Here is a 16,398-nt window from a genome sequence, read left to right as displayed (position 1 = left end):
ACCAAGCTTCTTACCAGAGAGTCCGGATTCCCACTCGTGAGTCACACAACCCATGACGGCGGTGTCGCGGTGAGCGCGATACCGCCGCCCGACGAGGGACTGACGGCCGCACAGCTCGCCGCCAAGCACGGGCTCGCCGTCAGCGGCGCCCGCCCCTCACTCGCCGAGTCCGTCCGCCGGCTGTGGGGCCGGCGGCACTTCATCCTCGCCTTCTCCCAGGCGAAGCTGACCGCCCAGTACAGCCAGGCCAAGCTCGGCCAGCTCTGGCAGGTGGCGACCCCGCTGCTCAACGCGGGCGTGTACTACTTCATCTTCGGCGTGATCCTGCACGCGAGCCGCGGCCTGTCCCAGGACGTGTACATCCCGTTCCTGGTCACGGGCGTGTTCGTCTTCACGTTCACGCAGAGCTCGGTCATGTCCGGCGTCCGGGCGATCTCCGGCAACCTGGGCCTGGTGCGCGCCCTGCACTTCCCGCGCGCCTCGCTGCCCGTCTCCTTCTCGCTGCAGCAGCTCCAGCAGCTGCTCTTCTCGATGATCGTGATGTTCGTCGTGGCGATCGGCTTCGGCAGCTATCCGGGCCCGGCCTGGCTGCTGATCGTGCCGATCCTGTTGCTGCAGTTCCTGTTCAACACCGGGCTCGCGCTGATCGTGGCCCGGATGGGCGCCAAGACCCCGGATCTCGCCCAGCTGATGCCGTTCATCCTGCGCACCTGGATGTACACCTCGGGCGTCATGTTCTCCATCAGCAAGATGATGGAGGGCCGCTCCGAGATCGCGGTAAGGCTGCTCCAGATCAATCCCGCCGCGGTCTACATGGACCTGATGCGCTACGCGCTGATCGACGGCTACGGCGCCGCGAACCTGCCCCCGCATGTGTGGGCCATCGCGCTGTGCTGGGCCGTGGTCGTCTTCGCCGGCGGGTTCGTCTACTTCTGGCAGGCGGAGGAGAGGTACGGCCGTGGCTGAGCAGAACCCCGAGCGCACCTCCGAGCGCACCTCCGAGCGGACCTCCGAGCAGAACGCAGCGTCCCGCGAGGAACGCTGCCCGACGGTCATCGCGGACGACCTGCACATCGTCTATCGCGTCAACGGCGCCAGGACCGGCAAGGGCAGCGCCACGGCCGCGCTGAGCCGGATCCTCAAGCGCGGCTCCGACGACGCCGCACGGGGTGTGCGCAAGGTGCACGCCGTGCGCGGGGTCTCCTTCGTCGCCTACCGCGGCGAGGCCATCGGCCTGATCGGCTCCAACGGCTCCGGCAAGTCCACGCTGCTGCGCGCCATCGCCGGTCTGCTGCCCGCCGAGAAGGGCAGGGTCTACACCGACGGCCAGCCCTCGCTGCTCGGCGTCAACGCGGCCCTGATGAACGACCTGACCGGTGAGCGCAACGTCATCCTGGGCGGTCTCGCCATGGGGATGTCCCGGGAGCAGATCAAGGAGCGCTACCAGGACATCGTCGACTTCTCGGGCATCAACGAGAAGGGCGACTTCATCACGCTGCCGATGCGCACCTACTCCTCCGGCATGGCCGCCCGGCTGCGGTTCTCCATCGCCGCCGCCAAGGACCACGACGTCCTCATGATCGACGAGGCCCTCGCCACCGGTGACCGCAAGTTCCAGAAGCGCTCCGAGGAACGCATCCGGGAACTGCGCAAGGAGGCCGGCACGGTCTTTCTGGTCAGTCACAACAACAAGTCCATCCGTGACACCTGCAACCGCGTCCTGTGGCTGGAACGCGGCGAGCTGCGCATGGACGGCCCGACCGAAGAGGTTTTGAAGGAGTACGAGAAGTTCACGGGCAAGTAGCCTGTTTCGGCCAGGGTCCCGCCGGAGACTGTCCGGGGGGACCCTGCGGCCGTAACGGAACCGTCAACTCCGGCCTGTGTCAGGAATCTTGGAACCAATCGGTGTGTTGTTGTGATGCGCAGGACACCCCGACGGACCTTACTGCGCTGTACAACGTAAGCTGTACCAGCGCCGGAAAGCGGCAAGTGGGGCGATAATGCGCGGCATCCTGCGCCAGGGCGACCCCGCGAATTGCCGGGCGGCGTGTCCGAAATAGTGTGTATTGGGTCGGCAGTGTAGAACGGGAGATGTGACGGCAATGGCTACGGAAACTCCCCAGCTCAACGCAGCATGTGCCGTCCCCGCCCCGGGCAGCACCCGATGACGGCCACCGAGACGGCGCCTCACCTGGAACGCGCCACCCTGGACAAAGCCGCGAGCGAGAACTTTCCCGTGGCCCCTTTCTTCCTGCCCCGGGCGTGGCGCGACGACCTCATGGCCGTCTACGGCTTCGCCCGTCTGGTCGACGACATCGGTGACGGCGACCTCGCCCCCGGCGGAGCCGACGCCCGCGCGCTCGGCGTGTCGCCCGCCGAGGCCGAGGACCGGCTGGTCCTCCTCGACGCCTTCGAGGCGGACCTGCGGCGTGTCTTCGACGGCACCCCCCGCCATCCGCTGCTGCGCCGGCTGCAGCCCACCGTCCGCCGCCGCTCCCTCACCCCCGAGCCCTTCCTCGGCCTGATCGCCGCCAACCGCCAGGACCAGCTCGTCACCCGGTACGAGACCTACGACGACCTCCTCGCCTACTGCGAACTGTCCGCCAACCCGGTCGGCCGGCTCGTCCTCGGCGTCACCGGTACGTCGACCCCCGAGCGGATCTGCCTGTCCGACGCGATCTGCACCGCCCTGCAGATCGTCGAACACCTCCAGGACGTCGCCGAGGACCTCGGCCGGGACCGGATCTACCTCCCGGCCGAGGACATGAAGCGCTTTCACATCCAGGAAACGGATCTTGGCGCAAAAACCGCAGGCGCATCGATGCGCGCCCTGGTTGCATACGAAGCACAACGCGCCCGAGATCTGCTGAATGAAGGCGCTCCCCTGGTGGGTAGCGTCCACGGCAGGTTGAAGCTGTTGCTCGCGGGGTTCGTGGCGGGGGGGAGGGCGGCGATCAGCGCGATCGCCGCCGCCGAATACGACGTACTTCCCGGTCCGCCCAAACCCGGCAAGGTCCAGTTGCTGCGTGAGGCGGGCGTGATCCTGCGAGGAGAGGGGTGATCCGGACCGTGGATTCTCCGTCACACGTGTCCGCACCGGTACTCGCCGCCTACAGCTACTGCGAGACCGTCACCGGGCAGCAGGCCCGTAACTTCGCCTACGGCATCCGGCTGCTGCCCACGCCCAAGCGTCGCGCCATGTCGGCGCTGTACGCCTTTTCCCGGCGCGTGGACGACATCGGCGACGGCGACCTGGCCGGCGAGGTGAAGCTGAAGCGGCTCGAGGACACCAGGGCGCTGCTCGCCCGGGTCCGGGACGGTGAGGTCGAGGAGGACGACACCGACCCGGTCGCCGTCGCGCTCGCCCATGCCGCACGCGCTTTCCCGATCCCGCTCGGCGGCCTCGACGAACTGATCGACGGCGTCCAGATGGACGTGCGCGGCGAGACCTACGAGACCTGGGACGACCTGAAGGCCTACTGCCGGTGTGTCGCCGGCGCCATCGGCCGGCTCTCGCTCGGCGTGTTCGGCACCGAACCGGGAGCGCGTGGCGCCGAGCGCGCGTCCGAGTACGCCGACACCCTCGGTCTCGCGCTGCAGCTGACCAACATCCTCAGGGACGTCCGCGAGGACGCCGAGGGCGGCCGTACCTATCTGCCCGCCGACGACCTGGCCAAGTTCGGCTGCTCGGCCGGGTTCGACGGGCCGACTCCACCCGAGGGTTCCGACTTCGCGGGCCTCGTGCACTTCGAAGTGCGGCGGGCCCGTGCCCTTTTCGCCGAGGGCTACCGGCTGCTGCCCATGCTCGACCGGCGCAGCGGTGCCTGTGTCGCCGCGATGGCCGGCATCTACCGCCGGCTGCTGGACCGTATCGAGCGCGACCCGGAGGCCGTGCTGCGCGGCCGGGTCTCGCTGCCCGGACGGGAGAAGGCCTACGTCGCCGTGCGCGGCCTGTCCGGTCTGGACACCCGGCATGTGACCCGCCATGTCTCCCCGCGTTCCGTCAGGAGGCGCGCCTGATGGATCTCGGCGAACCAGGAGACGAGTGGCAGGGGGAGATGCGGCAGGCAACCCTTCACTGCGGCGTGGCGTCCCTGACTGCGACGGCGGAGCGTGCACCGTTCACTCTGCACGCCCAGCAGGTCGGCAGCGCCCAGGGGCGCGGGGCAGTATCTGACCTGCGGCTACCGCGGCGTGGGCACGACCAGCCACGACGAAGCGGCGGACAAAGGACGGTCCATCACGGCCCCGCCCGCGGAGCGCTCGCACGGAAGGACGCACGATGAGCGACGGCTCACGCCCCGCAGCACAGGCGCACCGCGCCGCGGGAGACGAGGGCGCGGCAGGCCGCAGCGCCGTCGTCGTCGGCGGCGGGCTCGCCGGGATCACCGCGGCGCTCGCGCTCGCCGACGCGGGCGTGCGTGTCACCCTGCTCGAAGGCAGGCCGAGGCTCGGCGGCCTCGCCTTCTCCTTTCAGCGCGGCGAGCTGACCGTCGACAACGGCCAGCATGTGTACCTGCGCTGCTGCACCGCGTACCGCTGGTTCCTCGACCGGATCGAGGGCGCGTCGCTGGCACCGCTGCAGGACCGCCTGGACGTGCCCGTCGTCGACGTCGCCAAGCCCGAGGGCAGACGGCTCGGCAGACTGCGGCGCGACCCGCTGCCCGTCCCCCTCCACCTGGGGCGCAGCCTGGCCGCCTATCCGCACCTCTCGCTCGCCGAGCGCGCTGCGGTCGGGCGGGCCGCGCTCGCGCTGAAGGGGCTCGACCTCGCCGATCCGACCCTGGACACCCAGGACTTCGGCAGCTGGCTGGCCGCGCACGGCCAGTCGACGCGCGCCGTCGAGGCCCTGTGGGACCTGGTCGGGGTCGCCACCCTCAACGCGGTCGCGGGCGACGCCTCACTGGGGCTCGCCGCGATGGTGTTCAAGACCGGTCTGCTGTCCGACCCGGGCGCGGCCGACATCGGCTGGGCCCGCGTCCCGCTGGGCGAACTGCACGACCGGCTGGCCCGCAAGGCGCTCGACTCCGCGGGCGTCCGTACCGAGGTCCGTACACGCGTCACCTCCGTCTCTATCAACGAGAACGGCACCTGGAGCGTTCAGGTTCCCGGTGAGCGCCTGGAAACCGACGCCGTCGTCCTCGCCGTACCCCAGCGCGAGGCCCACGACCTGCTGCCGTCCGGCGCCCTCGACGCCCCCGAGCGGCTGCTGGGCATCGACACCGCGCCGATCCTCAACGTCCATGTCGTCTACGACCGCAAGGTGCTGGCGCGCCCGTTCTTCGCCGCCCTCGGTACCCCGGTGCAGTGGGTCTTCGACCGCACCGACGCCTCCGGGCTGACCGACGGTCAGTACCTCGCGCTGTCCCAGTCGGCCGCGCAGGAGGAGATCGACCTGCCGGTCGCCGAACTGCGCGAGCGCTATCTGCCCGAGCTGGAGCGGCTGATCCCGGGCACCCGCGGCGCCGAGGTGCAGGACTTCTTCGTGACCCGGGAGCGCACGGCCACGTTCGCCCCCACCCCCGGCGTCGGGCGGCTGCGGCCCGGCGCCCGCACCAAGGCCCCCGGCCTGTACCTGGCCGGAGCGTGGACCGCCACAGGGTGGCCCGCGACCATGGAGAGTGCGGTCCGCAGTGGAGTGAGCGCGGCCGACGCCGCCCTCAGTGCCCTGGGCCGGCCCCGCCCCCGCCATCTCTTCGAGTTCGAGGAGGCGGCCTGATGCTCGATCAGCAGCCGGCGGCAGGTCCCCGCACCCCCGGTACCGCAACAAGAGGAGAGACTGTGCCCACTGTGCCCCCGGCCTCGACGCCCGTCCCACGGGCCGCGGTGGACGTGACCGCGTTGCTGGAGCGCGGCCGGACCCTGGCCACTCCGGTCCTGCGTGCGGCCGTCGATCGGCTGGCGTCTCCCATGGACACCGTCGCCGCCTACCACTTCGGCTGGATCGACGCCGCCGGCAACCCGGCCGACGGTGACGGCGGCAAGGCCGTGCGTCCCGCGCTCGCCGTGCTCTCCGCCGAGGTCACCGGCGCCGCGCCCGAGGTGGGCATCCCCGGCGCCGTCGCCGTGGAACTCGTCCACAACTTCTCGTTGCTGCACGACGACCTGATGGACGGCGACGAGCAGCGCCGGCACCGCGACACGGTCTGGAAGGTGCACGGCCCCGCGCAGGCCATCCTGGTCGGCGACGCCCTGTTCGCGCTGGCCAACGAGATCCTGCTGGAGCTCGGCACGGTCGAGGCCGGCCGCGCCACCCGCCGGCTGACCACCGCCACCCGCGCCCTGATCGACGGTCAGGCACAGGACATCTCCTACGAACACCGCGACCGCGTCAGCGTCGAGGAGTGCCTGGAGATGGAGGGCAACAAGACCGGCGCGCTGCTCGCGGCCTCCAGCTCCATCGGCGCGGTGCTCGGCGGCGCGGACGACGCCACCGCCGACGCGCTGGAGAAGTACGGCTACCACCTCGGCCTCGCCTTCCAGGCCGTCGACGACCTGCTCGGCATCTGGGGCGACCCGGAGGCCACCGGCAAGCAGACCTGGAGCGACCTGCGCCAGCGCAAGAAGTCCCTGCCGGTCGTCGCCGCGCTCGCGGCCGGCGGCCCCGCCTCCGAGGAGCTCGGCGAGATCCTCGCCGCGGACGCCAAGAGCAGCGACTTCGAGAACTTCTCCGAGGAGGAGTTCGCGGCCCGTGCGGCCCTCATCGAGCGGGCCGGCGGCCGCGACTGGACGGCCGGGGAAGCGCGCCGTCAGCACATCATCGCCATCGAAGCCCTCGACGCCGTCGACATGCCCGACCGGGTGCGGGACTCCTTCACGGCGCTCGCCGACTTCGTCGTCGTACGAAAGAGATGATCACTATCGGTCGAACACTCGCGTAGCTCGCCGGCCGGTGCCGCAGCACCTGCGGACACCGGCCGACGGCGGACCCACAGCAGCACGACTCGCACGACTGCACGAAGGGGAAGCCATGACAGCGACGACCGACGGAAGCACCGGGGCGACTGTGCCGACCCGCGCTGCCGCGGCCAGCGACACCACCGACACCACCCCCGAGACGGCCGGGGTACAAGAAGCCGCCGCTCGCGCCGCCCGGCGCGCCACGGACCTCCTGCTCGCGCGGCAGGACGCCCAGGGCTGGTGGAAGGGCGACCTGGAGACCAACGTCACCATGGACGCCGAGGACCTGCTGCTCCGTCAGTTCCTGGGAATCCGCGACGAGGAGACCACGCAGGCCGCCGCGAAGTTCATTCGCGGCGAGCAGCGCGAGGACGGCACCTGGGCGACCTTCTACGGCGGGCCCGGCGAACTGTCCACCACCATCGAGGCCTATGTCGCCCTGCGCCTGGCCGGCGACGCGCCCGACGCCCCGCACTTGGCGAAAGCTTCCGCCTGGATCCGTGAGCGCGGCGGAATCGCCGCCTCCAGGGTCTTCACCCGCATCTGGCTCGCCCTGTTCGGCTGGTGGAAGTGGGAGGACCTGCCCGAACTCCCGCCGGAGCTCATCTACTTCCCGGCCTGGATGCCGCTCAACATCTACGACTTCGGCTGCTGGGCCCGGCAGACCATCGTGCCGCTGACCATCGTCTCGGCCAAGCGCCCGGTGCGCCCGGCGCCCTTCCCACTGGACGAGCTGCACACCGACCCGGCCGACCCCGACCCGGCCAAGCCGCTTGCTCCGGTGGCCAGTTGGGCCGGTGCCTTCCAGCGGCTGGACAGGGCGCTGCACCAGTTCCGCAAGGTTGCCCCGCGCCGCCTCCGCAGGGCCGCGATGAACTCCGCCGCCCGCTGGATCATCGAGCGGCAGGAGAACGACGGCTGCTGGGGCGGCATCCAGCCCCCGGCGGTGTACTCGGTCATCGCCCTGCACCTGCTCGGCTACGACCTCGAGCACCCGGTGATGCGCGAGGGCCTCGCCTCGCTGGACCGTTTCGCCGTATGGCGCGAGGACGGCGCCCGGATGATCGAGGCCTGTCAGTCCCCGGTCTGGGACACCTGCCTCGCCACCATCGCGCTCATCGACGCCGGGCTGCCCGCCGACCATCCGCAACTGGTCAGGGCGGCCGACTGGATGCTGGGCGAGGAGATCGTGCGGCCCGGCGACTGGGCCGTGAAGCGACCGCACCTACCGCCGGGCGGCTGGGCGTTCGAGTTCCACAACGACAACTACCCCGACATCGACGACACCGCCGAGGTCGCCCTCGCACTGCGCCGGGTCCGGCATCACGACCCCGAGCGCGTGGACCGGGCCGTCGGGCGCGCCGTGCGCTGGAACCTGGGGATGCAGTCGAAGAACGGCGCGTGGGGCGCCTTCGACGTCGACAACACCAGCCCGTTCCCCAACCGGCTGCCGTTCTGCGACTTCGGCGAGGTCATCGACCCGCCGTCGGCGGACGTCACCGCGCACGTCGTGGAGATGCTCGCCGCGGAGGGCCTCGCCCACGACCCGCGGACGCGCCGGGGCATCGAGTGGCTGCTCGCCGAACAGGAGCCGGACGGCTCGTGGTTCGGCCGCTGGGGCGTCAACTACATCTACGGCACCGGGTCGGTCGTCCCCGCGCTGACCGCCGCCGGGCTGCCCGGCGCGCACCCGGCGATCCGGCGGGCCGTGGCCTGGCTGGAGAGCGTGCAGAACGACGACGGCGGCTGGGGCGAGGATCTGCGCTCCTACAAGTTCGTCAAGGAGTGGAGCGGCCGGGGCGCCTCGACCGCCTCGCAGACCGCGTGGGCGCTGATGGCGCTGCTCGCGGCGGGGGAGCAGGACGCCAAGGCCGTCGAGCGCGGCATCCGCTGGCTCGCCGACACCCAGCAGGAGGACGGCACCTGGGACGAGCCGTACTTCACCGGCACCGGCTTCCCCTGGGACTTCTCCATCAACTACCACCTGTACCGGCAGGTCTTCCCGCTCACCGCGCTCGGCCGGTATCTGCACGGTGACCCCTTCGAGCGCGCTCTGCTCGCCGGGAAACCGCTGTCCGAGGCCAAGGTGAGCTGAATTGACCAACCAGCCCGCACCGGCCCCGCTGCTGATCGCCTGCGCGCTCGGCATCGAGCATCTGGCCCTGCGCACGGGGGACAGGGGCGGGGCGGACGGGCCGGTCTCCTTTCTCCGCACGGGCATGGGTCCCCGTGCGGCGGAACGCTCCGTCACCCGGCAGCTCTCCGGCCCGGCGCTGGCCGACGCGGCCGTGCTGGCCACGGGCTTCTGCGCCGGGCTCGCGCCCGGTATGCATCCCGGCGACCTGGTGGTCGCCGAGGAGACCCGGGACCCGCGCGCCACCGTCGCCTGCGTGGGCACCGAGCTGCTGGTCAAGGAACTAGCGCGGCTGCTGCCCGGCCGCACGGTCCACACCGGGCCGCTCACCGGCTCCGACCACGTGGTACGCGGCCCCGAGCGGTCCCAGCTGCTCGCGACCGGCGCGCTCGCGGTCGACATGGAGTCGGCGGCCACGCTGTTCGCCGCCGTCCGCGGCGGCGAGCGCCCCGTTGCGGCCGTACGGGTGGTCGTGGACGCTCCAGAACATGAACTCGTCCGGATCGGCACGCTGCGCGGTGGAATATCTGCTTTCCGCGTTCTTCGTTCCGTTCTTCCCGCATTTTATGAATGGCACCGTTCTTTGTTGCTCCCCCGGAGGTGAGCCAGATGGCCATGCCGCTGCGTCAGACCATCAAGGTCGCTACGTACCTGTTGGAACAGAAGCTCAGGAAGCGGGACAAGTTCGCCCTGCTGGTCGAGTTGGAGCCGCTGTTCGCGTGCAATCTCAAGTGCGAGGGCTGCGGCAAGATCCAGCACCCGGCGGGCGTGCTCAAGCAGCGCATGCCCGTGGCGCAGGCCGTGGGCGCGGTCCTGGAGTCGGGTGCGCCGATGGTCTCGATCGCCGGCGGCGAGCCCCTGATGCATCCGCAGATCGACGAAATCGTGCGGCAGTTGGTGGCGAAGAAGAAATTCGTCTTCCTCTGCACCAACGCGCTGCTGATGCGCAAGAAGATGGACAAGTTCAAGCCCTCGCCCTATTTCGCCTGGGCCGTGCACATCGACGGGCTGCGGGAGCGGCACGACGCCTCCGTGGCGAAGGAGGGCACCTTCGACGAGGCGGTGGAGGCCATCAAGGAGGCCAAGCGGCGCGGCTTCCGGGTGACCACGAACTCCACCTTCTTCAACACGGACACCCCGCAGACCGTCGTCGAGGTGCTGAACTTCCTCAACGACGACCTGCAGGTCGACGAGATGATGCTGTCGCCCGCCTACGCCTACGAGAAGGCCCCCGACCAGGAGCACTTCCTCGGCGTCCAGCAGACCCGGGAACTGTTCAAGAAGGCCTTCTCGGGCGGCAACCGGGCGAAGTGGCGGCTCAACCAGAGCCCGCTCTTCCTGGACTTCCTGGAGGGCAAGGTCGACTTCCCGTGCACCGCGTGGGCGATCCCGAGCTACTCGCTGTTCGGCTGGCAGAAGCCCTGCTACCTGATGAGCGACGGCTATGTGCCCACGTACCGGCAGCTGCTGGAGGAGACCGACTGGGACAAGTACGGCCGTGGCAAGGACCCGCGCTGCGAGAACTGCATGGCGCACTGCGGCTACGAACCCACGGCCGTCCTCGCCACCATGGGCTCCCTGAAGGAGTCGCTGCGGGCCATGCGCGAGACCGTCTCGGGAAACCGGGAGTGAGGCGATGACCGCCGTACCCTTGGGCGTTCCCGAGGTACCGGTCCGGCCGGTCGCGCCGCGGCGGCAGTCGCGGCAGATCCAGGTCGGGCCGGTGGCGGTCGGGGGCGGAGCCCCGGTGTCGGTGCAGTCGATGACGACGACCCGCACGTCGGACATCGGCGCCACCCTGCAGCAGATCGCGGAACTCACCGCGTCCGGCTGCCAGATCGTCCGGGTCGCCTGCCCCACCCAGGACGACGCGGACGCCCTCGCGACCCTCGCCCGCAAGTCGCAGATCCCGGTGATCGCGGACATCCACTTCCAGCCGAAGTACGTCTTCGCGGCCATCGAGGCCGGCTGCGCGGCGGTCCGTGTCAACCCGGGCAACATCAAGAAGTTCGACGACCAGGTGAAGGAGATCGCGCGCGCCGCCAAGGACCACGGCACGCCGGTCCGGATCGGCGTCAACGCCGGTTCCCTGGACCGGCGGCTGCTGCAGAAGTACGGCAAGGCCACTCCTGAGGCGCTGGTCGAGAGCGCGCTGTGGGAGGCCTCGCTCTTCGAGGAGCACGACTTCCGGGACCTCAAGATCTCCGTCAAGCACAACGACCCGGTCGTCATGATCGAGGCGTACCGGCAGCTCGCCGAGAGCTGCGACTACCCGCTGCACCTGGGGGTCACCGAGGCGGGCCCTGCGTTCCAGGGCACGGTCAAGTCGTCCGTGGCCTTCGGGGCGTTGCTGTCGCGGGGCATCGGCGACACGATCCGCGTCTCCCTGTCGGCCCCGCCGGCGGAGGAGGTCAAGGTCGGCATCCAGATCCTGGAGTCGCTCGGTCTGAGGCAACGGCGGCTGGAGATCGTCTCCTGCCCGTCCTGCGGCCGGGCCCAGGTCGACGTCTACAAGCTGGCCGAGGAGGTCACGGCGGGCCTGGAGGGCATGGAAGTGCCGCTCAGGGTCGCCGTGATGGGGTGTGTGGTCAACGGTCCGGGCGAGGCCCGGGAGGCCGACCTGGGAGTTGCCTCAGGCAACGGGAAGGGCCAGATCTTCGTCAAGGGCGAGGTCGTCAAGACCGTCCCCGAGTCGAGGATCGTGGCCACGCTCATCGAGGAGGCGATGCGGCTCGCCGAGCCGACCAGCCCCGCAGACAAGTGAGTTGAGGCAGAGCACGGACCGAGAGGGGGCCCTACGTGACCATTCTGGAGAACATCCGGGGACCGCGTGACCTGAAGGCGCTGTCCGAGGCGGAACTCGGCGAACTGTCCGAGGAGATACGCGAGTTCCTGGTGCACGCGGTGGCGCGGACCGGCGGTCATCTCGGGCCCAATCTGGGGGTGGTGGAACTGTCCATCGCGCTCCACCGGGTCTTCGAGTCACCGGTCGACCGCATCCTGTGGGACACCGGCCACCAGTCCTATGTCCACAAGTTGCTGACAGGGCGTCAGGACTTCTCCAAGCTGCGCGGCAAGGGGGGACTGTCCGGCTACCCCTCACGCGAGGAGTCCGAGCACGACATCATCGAGAACAGCCACGCCTCCACCGCGCTCGGCTGGGCCGACGGCCTCGCCAAGGCTCACCAGGTGCAGGGGGAGAAGGGTCATGTGGTCGCGGTCATCGGCGACGGCGCGCTGACCGGCGGCATGGCCTGGGAGGCGCTGAACAACATCGCGGCCGTCAAGGACCGCCCGCTGATCATCGTCGTCAACGACAACGAACGCTCCTACGCCCCGACCATCGGCGGCCTCGCCAACCACCTGGCCACCCTGCGCACCACCGACGGCTACGAGAAGGTCCTCGCCTGGGGCAAGGACGTACTGCTGCGCACACCCGTCGTCGGCGCCACCCTCTACGAGTCCCTGCACGGGGCGAAGAAGGGCTTCAAGGACGCCTTCGCCCCGCAGGGCATGTTCGAGGACCTGGGCCTGAAGTACGTCGGCCCGATCGACGGGCACGACATCAAGGCCGTCGAATCGGCGCTGCGCCGCGCGAAGCGCTTCCACGGCCCGGTCCTGGTCCACTGCCTCACCGAGAAGGGCCGCGGCTACGAGCCCGCCCTCCTCCACGAGGAGGACCACTTCCACACCGTCGGCGTGATGGACCCGCTGACCTGCGAACCGCTCGCGCCGTCCGGCGGACCTTCCTGGACCTCCGTGTTCGGTGACGAGATCGTACGGATCGGCGAGGAACGCGACGACGTCGTCGCCATCACGGCGGCCATGCTGCACCCGGTCGGGCTCGCCCAGTTCGCCGAGCGCTTCCCCGACCGCGTGTGGGACGTGGGCATCGCCGAGCAGCACGCGGCCGTCTCCGCGGCCGGGCTCGCCACCGGCGGGCTGCACCCGGTCGTCGCCGTCTACGCCACCTTCCTCAACCGCGCCTTCGACCAGCTGCTGATGGACGTCGCGCTGCACCGCTGCGGAGTCACCTTCGTCCTCGACCGGGCCGGCGTCACCGGCGTCGACGGCGCCTCCCACAACGGCATGTGGGACCTGTCCATCCTGCAGGTCGTCCCCGGTCTCAGGATCGCCGCCCCGCGCGACGCCGGGCAGCTGCGCGCTCAGCTGCGCGAGGCCGTCGCCGTGGACGACGCGCCCACCCTGGTCCGCTTCCCGAAGGAGTCCGTCGGCCCGGACATCCCGGCGATCGGCCACGTCGGCGACATGGACGTGCTGTACCGCGGCGAGCGCCCCGAGGTGCTGCTGGTGGCCGTCGGCGTGATGGCCCCGGTGTGTCTGCAGGCCGCCGATCTGCTGCAGGCGCGCGGCATCGACTGCACGGTGGTGGACCCCCGCTGGGTCAAGCCCGTCGACCCCGCACTGCCGGGCCTCGCGGCCGCGCACCGCCTGGTCGCCGTCGTGGAGGACAACAGCCGCTCCGCGGGCGTCGGTTCCGCCGTGGCGCTGGCCCTCGGCGACGCCGACGTGGACGTGCCGGTACGGCGGTTCGGCATCCCGGAGCAGTTCCTCGCGCACGCCAAGCGCGGCGAGGTGCTGGCCGACATCGGTCTCACGCCCGTCGAGATCGCCGGGCGGATCAGCGCGAGCCTGGCCGTCAGGGACGCGGACGGCCCAGCCAAGGAGAAGGAATGAGCACGGAGTTCGACCTCGGCGCCCTGCTCGCCGAGCGCGGAGCCGAACGCTACGAGCTGCACGCGAAGTACCTCAACCCGCAGCTCCCGCGCATGCTGCACACCATCGGCTTCGACAAGGTCTACGAGCGGGCCGAGGGCGCCCACTTCTACGACGCGGACGGCAACGACTATCTGGACATGCTCGCCGGGTTCGGGGTGATGGGCCTCGGCCGTCATCACCCGGTCGTCCGCAAGGCGCTGCACGACGTGCTCGACCTGAACCTCGCCGATCTGACCCGGTTCGACTGCCAGCCGCTGCCCGGCCTGCTCGCCGAGCGACTGCTCGCCCACAGCCCGCACCTGGACCGGGTGTTCTTCGGCAACAGCGGCACGGAGGCCGTCGAAACGGCCCTGAAGTTCGCCCGGTACGCCACCGGCAAGCCCCGTGTCCTCTACTGTGACCACGCCTTCCACGGCCTGACCACCGGCTCCCTGTCGGTCAACGGCGAGGGCGGCTTCCGCGACGGCTTCGCCCCGCTGCTGCCCGACACCGCCGTACCCCTCGGCGATCTCGACGCCCTCGCAAGGGAGTTGAAGAAGGGCGACGTCGCCGCCCTGATCGTCGAGCCGATCCAGGGCAAGGGGGTGCACGAGGCCCCGCCCGGCTATCTGCGCGCCGCGCAGGAACTCCTGCACCGGCACAAGGCACTGCTGATCGCCGACGAGGTGCAGACCGGCCTCGGCCGCACCGGCGACTTCTACGCCTACCAGCACGAGGACGGCGTCGAACCCGACCTGGTGTGCGTGGCCAAGGCACTGTCCGGCGGGTACGTCCCGGTCGGCGCCACGCTCGGCAAGGACTGGATCTTCAAGAGGGTCTACTCGTCCATGGACCGCGTGCTGGTCCACTCGGCGAGCTTCGGTTCCAACGCCCCCGCGATGGCATGCGGCCTCGCCGTGCTCTCGGCCATGGAGAACGAGCAGATCGTCGCGGGCGTGCGCAGCACCGGGGACCTGCTGAAGTCCCGGCTGACCGCGCTGATCGACACGTACGAACTCCTCGCCGACGTCCGCGGCCGGGGCCTGATGATCGGCATCGAGTTCGGCAAGCCGTCCTCGCTGAAGCTGCGCAGCCGCTGGACCATGCTGCAGGCGGCGCGCAAGGGCCTGTTCGCGCAGATGGTCGTCGTACCACTGCTGCAGCGGCACCGGATCCTCACCCAGGTCTCCGGCGATCATCTGGAGGTGATCAAGCTGATTCCGCCGCTGATTATCGACGAGGCGGACGTCGACCGGTTCACGGACGCCTTCACCGCCGTGATGGACGACGCACACAGTGGCGGCGGCCTGATGTGGGACTTCGGCAAGACCCTGATCAAGCAGGCGGTGGCGGGCCGCTGAGCGTCACCGGGGCGCCGGCTCTCACGCGACGTAGAACGGAACGAACAGGAAGAGGACCAGGGGACAGGCGAACCCGATCCCGCCCAGCACGGCTCCCGTGGCGGCCATCCACATCCGGCCGATGCCACGGAAGGCGTAGTGGATCCCCGCGAGGCCGAGGGTGAAGGCGAGTGCGCCGCAGATCAGCATCACGGGGATCAGGCCGAACGTGAGCCACGGACACAGGCCCGCTGCCGCTGCGAGGCCCAGCCCGAGTGCGGTGGGGCCCAGTAGGACGGCAGGCGAATCGGCCCCTTGGGATGCGGCGCTCCTCGACATGACGTTCCCCCCTTTTTTTTGAACGTGTTCAAATCCTGGGGCGAGCGTAGCAGGGCAGGGGCGATCGTGTGTTCTTGCCTCTTCTTGCCTCGCAGGCAAAGAAATTGCCAGACGGGCACAGCAGGCGCCTGAATGGAGGCATGAACGCCTCAGACGCCGGACCACCGGCGGGCCCGGACGACGAGCTGCCGGCCGTCGCACCGCAGTTGCGGGCACTGCGCCGGCGCACCGGCCTCACCCTGGAGGCCGCGGCCCGCACCGCAGGGCTCTCACCGGCCCATCTGTCCCGGCTGGAGACCGGCCGGCGGCAACCGTCGCTGCCGCTGCTGCTGGCTCTCGCCCGCATCTACGGTACGACCGTCTCCGACCTGCTGGGCGAGACGGTCGCCGACCGGGACGCGATCGTGCGGGCCGGCGACATGGAGCCGACCCGGGCGGGCGGCTGGACGTACTTCCAGGCCGGGGCGCCCGGCCGAGCCATGCAGGCGCTGCGGGTGCGGGTGCCGCACGGCTCGCAGGGCGACATCGTGCGGGTCCATCCCGGCGAGGAGTGGGTCTACGTCCTGCGGGGCCGGCTGCGGCTGCGCCTCGGTGACACCGCGCATCTGCTCGGGCCGGGCGACAGCGCGCACTTCGACTCACTCACCCCGCACCGCCTCGCCGCCGAGGACCACGACGGCGTCGAGCTGCTGTTCGTCCACACCCTGCTGCAGAGCCCCACGGCCACGCTGTGCCTGGGGCCGCTGACCGGAGAGCTGCCATGAGCAACTTCGAGACGAAGTTCCCCCGTTCCCTGTGGATCCGCCTGATCATCTACATCGCCCTCGGCCATGTCCTGGCCGGATTCCTGTACTTGCTGTTCGCGTTGGGCGCGAAGGGCTGAGACGGCGGGCGGGGCTGCCGATACCGGTCGTCCCCGCCGCCGGCCAGGGACCGGCCGAGACAGCCCCGCAGGTCCCGGGTGAC

16 protein-coding genes are annotated in these 16,398 nt (G+C 70.4%); 15 read left to right on the top strand and 1 reads right to left on the bottom strand.

Features of this window, described 5'->3' with window-relative positions; genetic code table 11:
• The first annotated feature begins 36 nt into the window (after positions 1–36).
• From AB5L52_RS07245 to AB5L52_RS07185, 13 genes are all read left to right on the top strand, one after another.
• Entirely contained in the window at positions 37–966 is a 930-nt protein-coding gene (locus tag AB5L52_RS07245) for an ABC transporter permease (RefSeq protein ID WP_369363034.1), read from the top strand.
• Positions 959–1,804, top strand: coding sequence for an ABC transporter ATP-binding protein (locus AB5L52_RS07240; protein WP_351563715.1), 846 nt, complete (start codon positions 959–961; stop codon positions 1,802–1,804). Before AB5L52_RS07245 ends, AB5L52_RS07240 begins: the two co-directional genes overlap by 8 nt.
• A 360-nt stretch (positions 1,805–2,164) precedes the next feature.
• On the top strand, positions 2,165–3,061 hold the full coding sequence (gene hpnC / locus AB5L52_RS07235) for a squalene synthase HpnC (protein ID WP_351563717.1): 897 nt from the start codon (positions 2,165–2,167) through the stop codon (positions 3,059–3,061).
• Complete coding sequence (gene hpnD / locus AB5L52_RS07230) at positions 3,058–4,020, top strand: presqualene diphosphate synthase HpnD (protein WP_351029784.1); 963 nt, start codon at positions 3,058–3,060, stop codon at positions 4,018–4,020. Before hpnC ends, hpnD begins: the two co-directional genes overlap by 4 nt.
• Positions 4,020–4,286 (top strand): DUF6380 family protein, encoded by a 267-nt coding sequence (locus AB5L52_RS07225; RefSeq protein WP_351563721.1) that lies wholly within the window; start codon positions 4,020–4,022, stop codon positions 4,284–4,286. Before hpnD ends, AB5L52_RS07225 begins: the two co-directional genes overlap by 1 nt.
• Positions 4,283–5,719: a hydroxysqualene dehydroxylase HpnE gene (gene hpnE, locus AB5L52_RS07220; RefSeq protein WP_351563723.1), complete on the top strand. Its 1,437-nt coding sequence runs from the start codon at positions 4,283–4,285 to the stop codon at positions 5,717–5,719. The genes AB5L52_RS07225 and hpnE overlap by 4 nt, the downstream gene beginning before the upstream one ends.
• Positions 5,719–6,855: a polyprenyl synthetase family protein gene (locus AB5L52_RS07215; RefSeq protein WP_351563725.1), complete on the top strand. Its 1,137-nt coding sequence runs from the start codon at positions 5,719–5,721 to the stop codon at positions 6,853–6,855. The genes hpnE and AB5L52_RS07215 overlap by 1 nt, the downstream gene beginning before the upstream one ends.
• Before the next feature lie 115 nt (positions 6,856–6,970).
• A complete protein-coding gene (gene shc, locus AB5L52_RS07210) occupies positions 6,971–8,995 on the top strand; it encodes a squalene--hopene cyclase (RefSeq protein ID WP_369363033.1) in 2,025 nt (674 codons plus the stop codon).
• A 1-nt stretch (position 8,996) separates the two neighbouring features.
• Positions 8,997–9,638, top strand: coding sequence for a 1-hydroxy-2-methyl-2-butenyl 4-diphosphate reductase (locus AB5L52_RS07205; protein WP_351563729.1), 642 nt, complete (start codon positions 8,997–8,999; stop codon positions 9,636–9,638).
• A 5-nt stretch (positions 9,639–9,643) separates the two neighbouring features.
• Entirely contained in the window at positions 9,644–10,666 is a 1,023-nt protein-coding gene (hpnH, locus tag AB5L52_RS07200) for an adenosyl-hopene transferase HpnH (RefSeq protein WP_351029773.1), read from the top strand.
• A 4-nt stretch (positions 10,667–10,670) separates the two neighbouring features.
• Positions 10,671–11,798, top strand: a complete 1,128-nt coding sequence (gene ispG, locus AB5L52_RS07195) for a flavodoxin-dependent (E)-4-hydroxy-3-methylbut-2-enyl-diphosphate synthase (protein ID WP_369363032.1) — start codon at positions 10,671–10,673, stop codon at positions 11,796–11,798.
• A 35-nt stretch (positions 11,799–11,833) separates the two neighbouring features.
• A complete protein-coding gene (dxs, locus tag AB5L52_RS07190) occupies positions 11,834–13,732 on the top strand; it encodes a 1-deoxy-D-xylulose-5-phosphate synthase (RefSeq protein ID WP_369363031.1) in 1,899 nt (632 codons plus the stop codon).
• A complete protein-coding gene (locus AB5L52_RS07185) occupies positions 13,729–15,114 on the top strand; it encodes an aspartate aminotransferase family protein (RefSeq protein ID WP_369363030.1) in 1,386 nt (461 codons plus the stop codon). Before dxs ends, AB5L52_RS07185 begins: the two co-directional genes overlap by 4 nt.
• 21 nt (positions 15,115–15,135) lie before the next feature.
• On the opposite strand, the gene AB5L52_RS07180 is transcribed toward AB5L52_RS07185, so the two are convergent.
• Positions 15,136–15,432, bottom strand: a complete 297-nt coding sequence (locus AB5L52_RS07180) for a hypothetical protein (RefSeq protein ID WP_351563735.1) — start codon at positions 15,430–15,432, stop codon at positions 15,136–15,138.
• 140 nt (positions 15,433–15,572) lie between these two features.
• Between AB5L52_RS07180 and AB5L52_RS07175 the strand changes: the two genes are divergently transcribed.
• Together AB5L52_RS07175 and AB5L52_RS07170 are read left to right on the top strand one after the other, a co-directional pair.
• Positions 15,573–16,196 carry a helix-turn-helix domain-containing protein gene (locus tag AB5L52_RS07175; protein ID WP_369363029.1) on the top strand — a complete coding sequence of 208 codons (624 nt, stop codon included), beginning with the start codon at positions 15,573–15,575 and terminating at the stop codon, positions 16,194–16,196.
• Positions 16,193–16,315 carry a DUF6126 family protein gene (locus tag AB5L52_RS07170; RefSeq protein ID WP_369363028.1) on the top strand — a complete coding sequence of 41 codons (123 nt, stop codon included), beginning with the start codon at positions 16,193–16,195 and terminating at the stop codon, positions 16,313–16,315. The genes AB5L52_RS07175 and AB5L52_RS07170 overlap by 4 nt, the downstream gene beginning before the upstream one ends.
• Positions 16,316–16,398 lie beyond the last annotated feature (83 nt).

Origin of the sequence: Streptomyces sp. CG4 (genome assembly GCF_041080655.1) — a bacterium.
Taxonomy (GTDB): domain Bacteria; phylum Actinomycetota; class Actinomycetes; order Streptomycetales; family Streptomycetaceae; genus Streptomyces.
The sequence above is the reverse complement of the archived record's forward strand: the minus strand, read 5'-3'. Positions and strand labels throughout refer to the sequence as shown.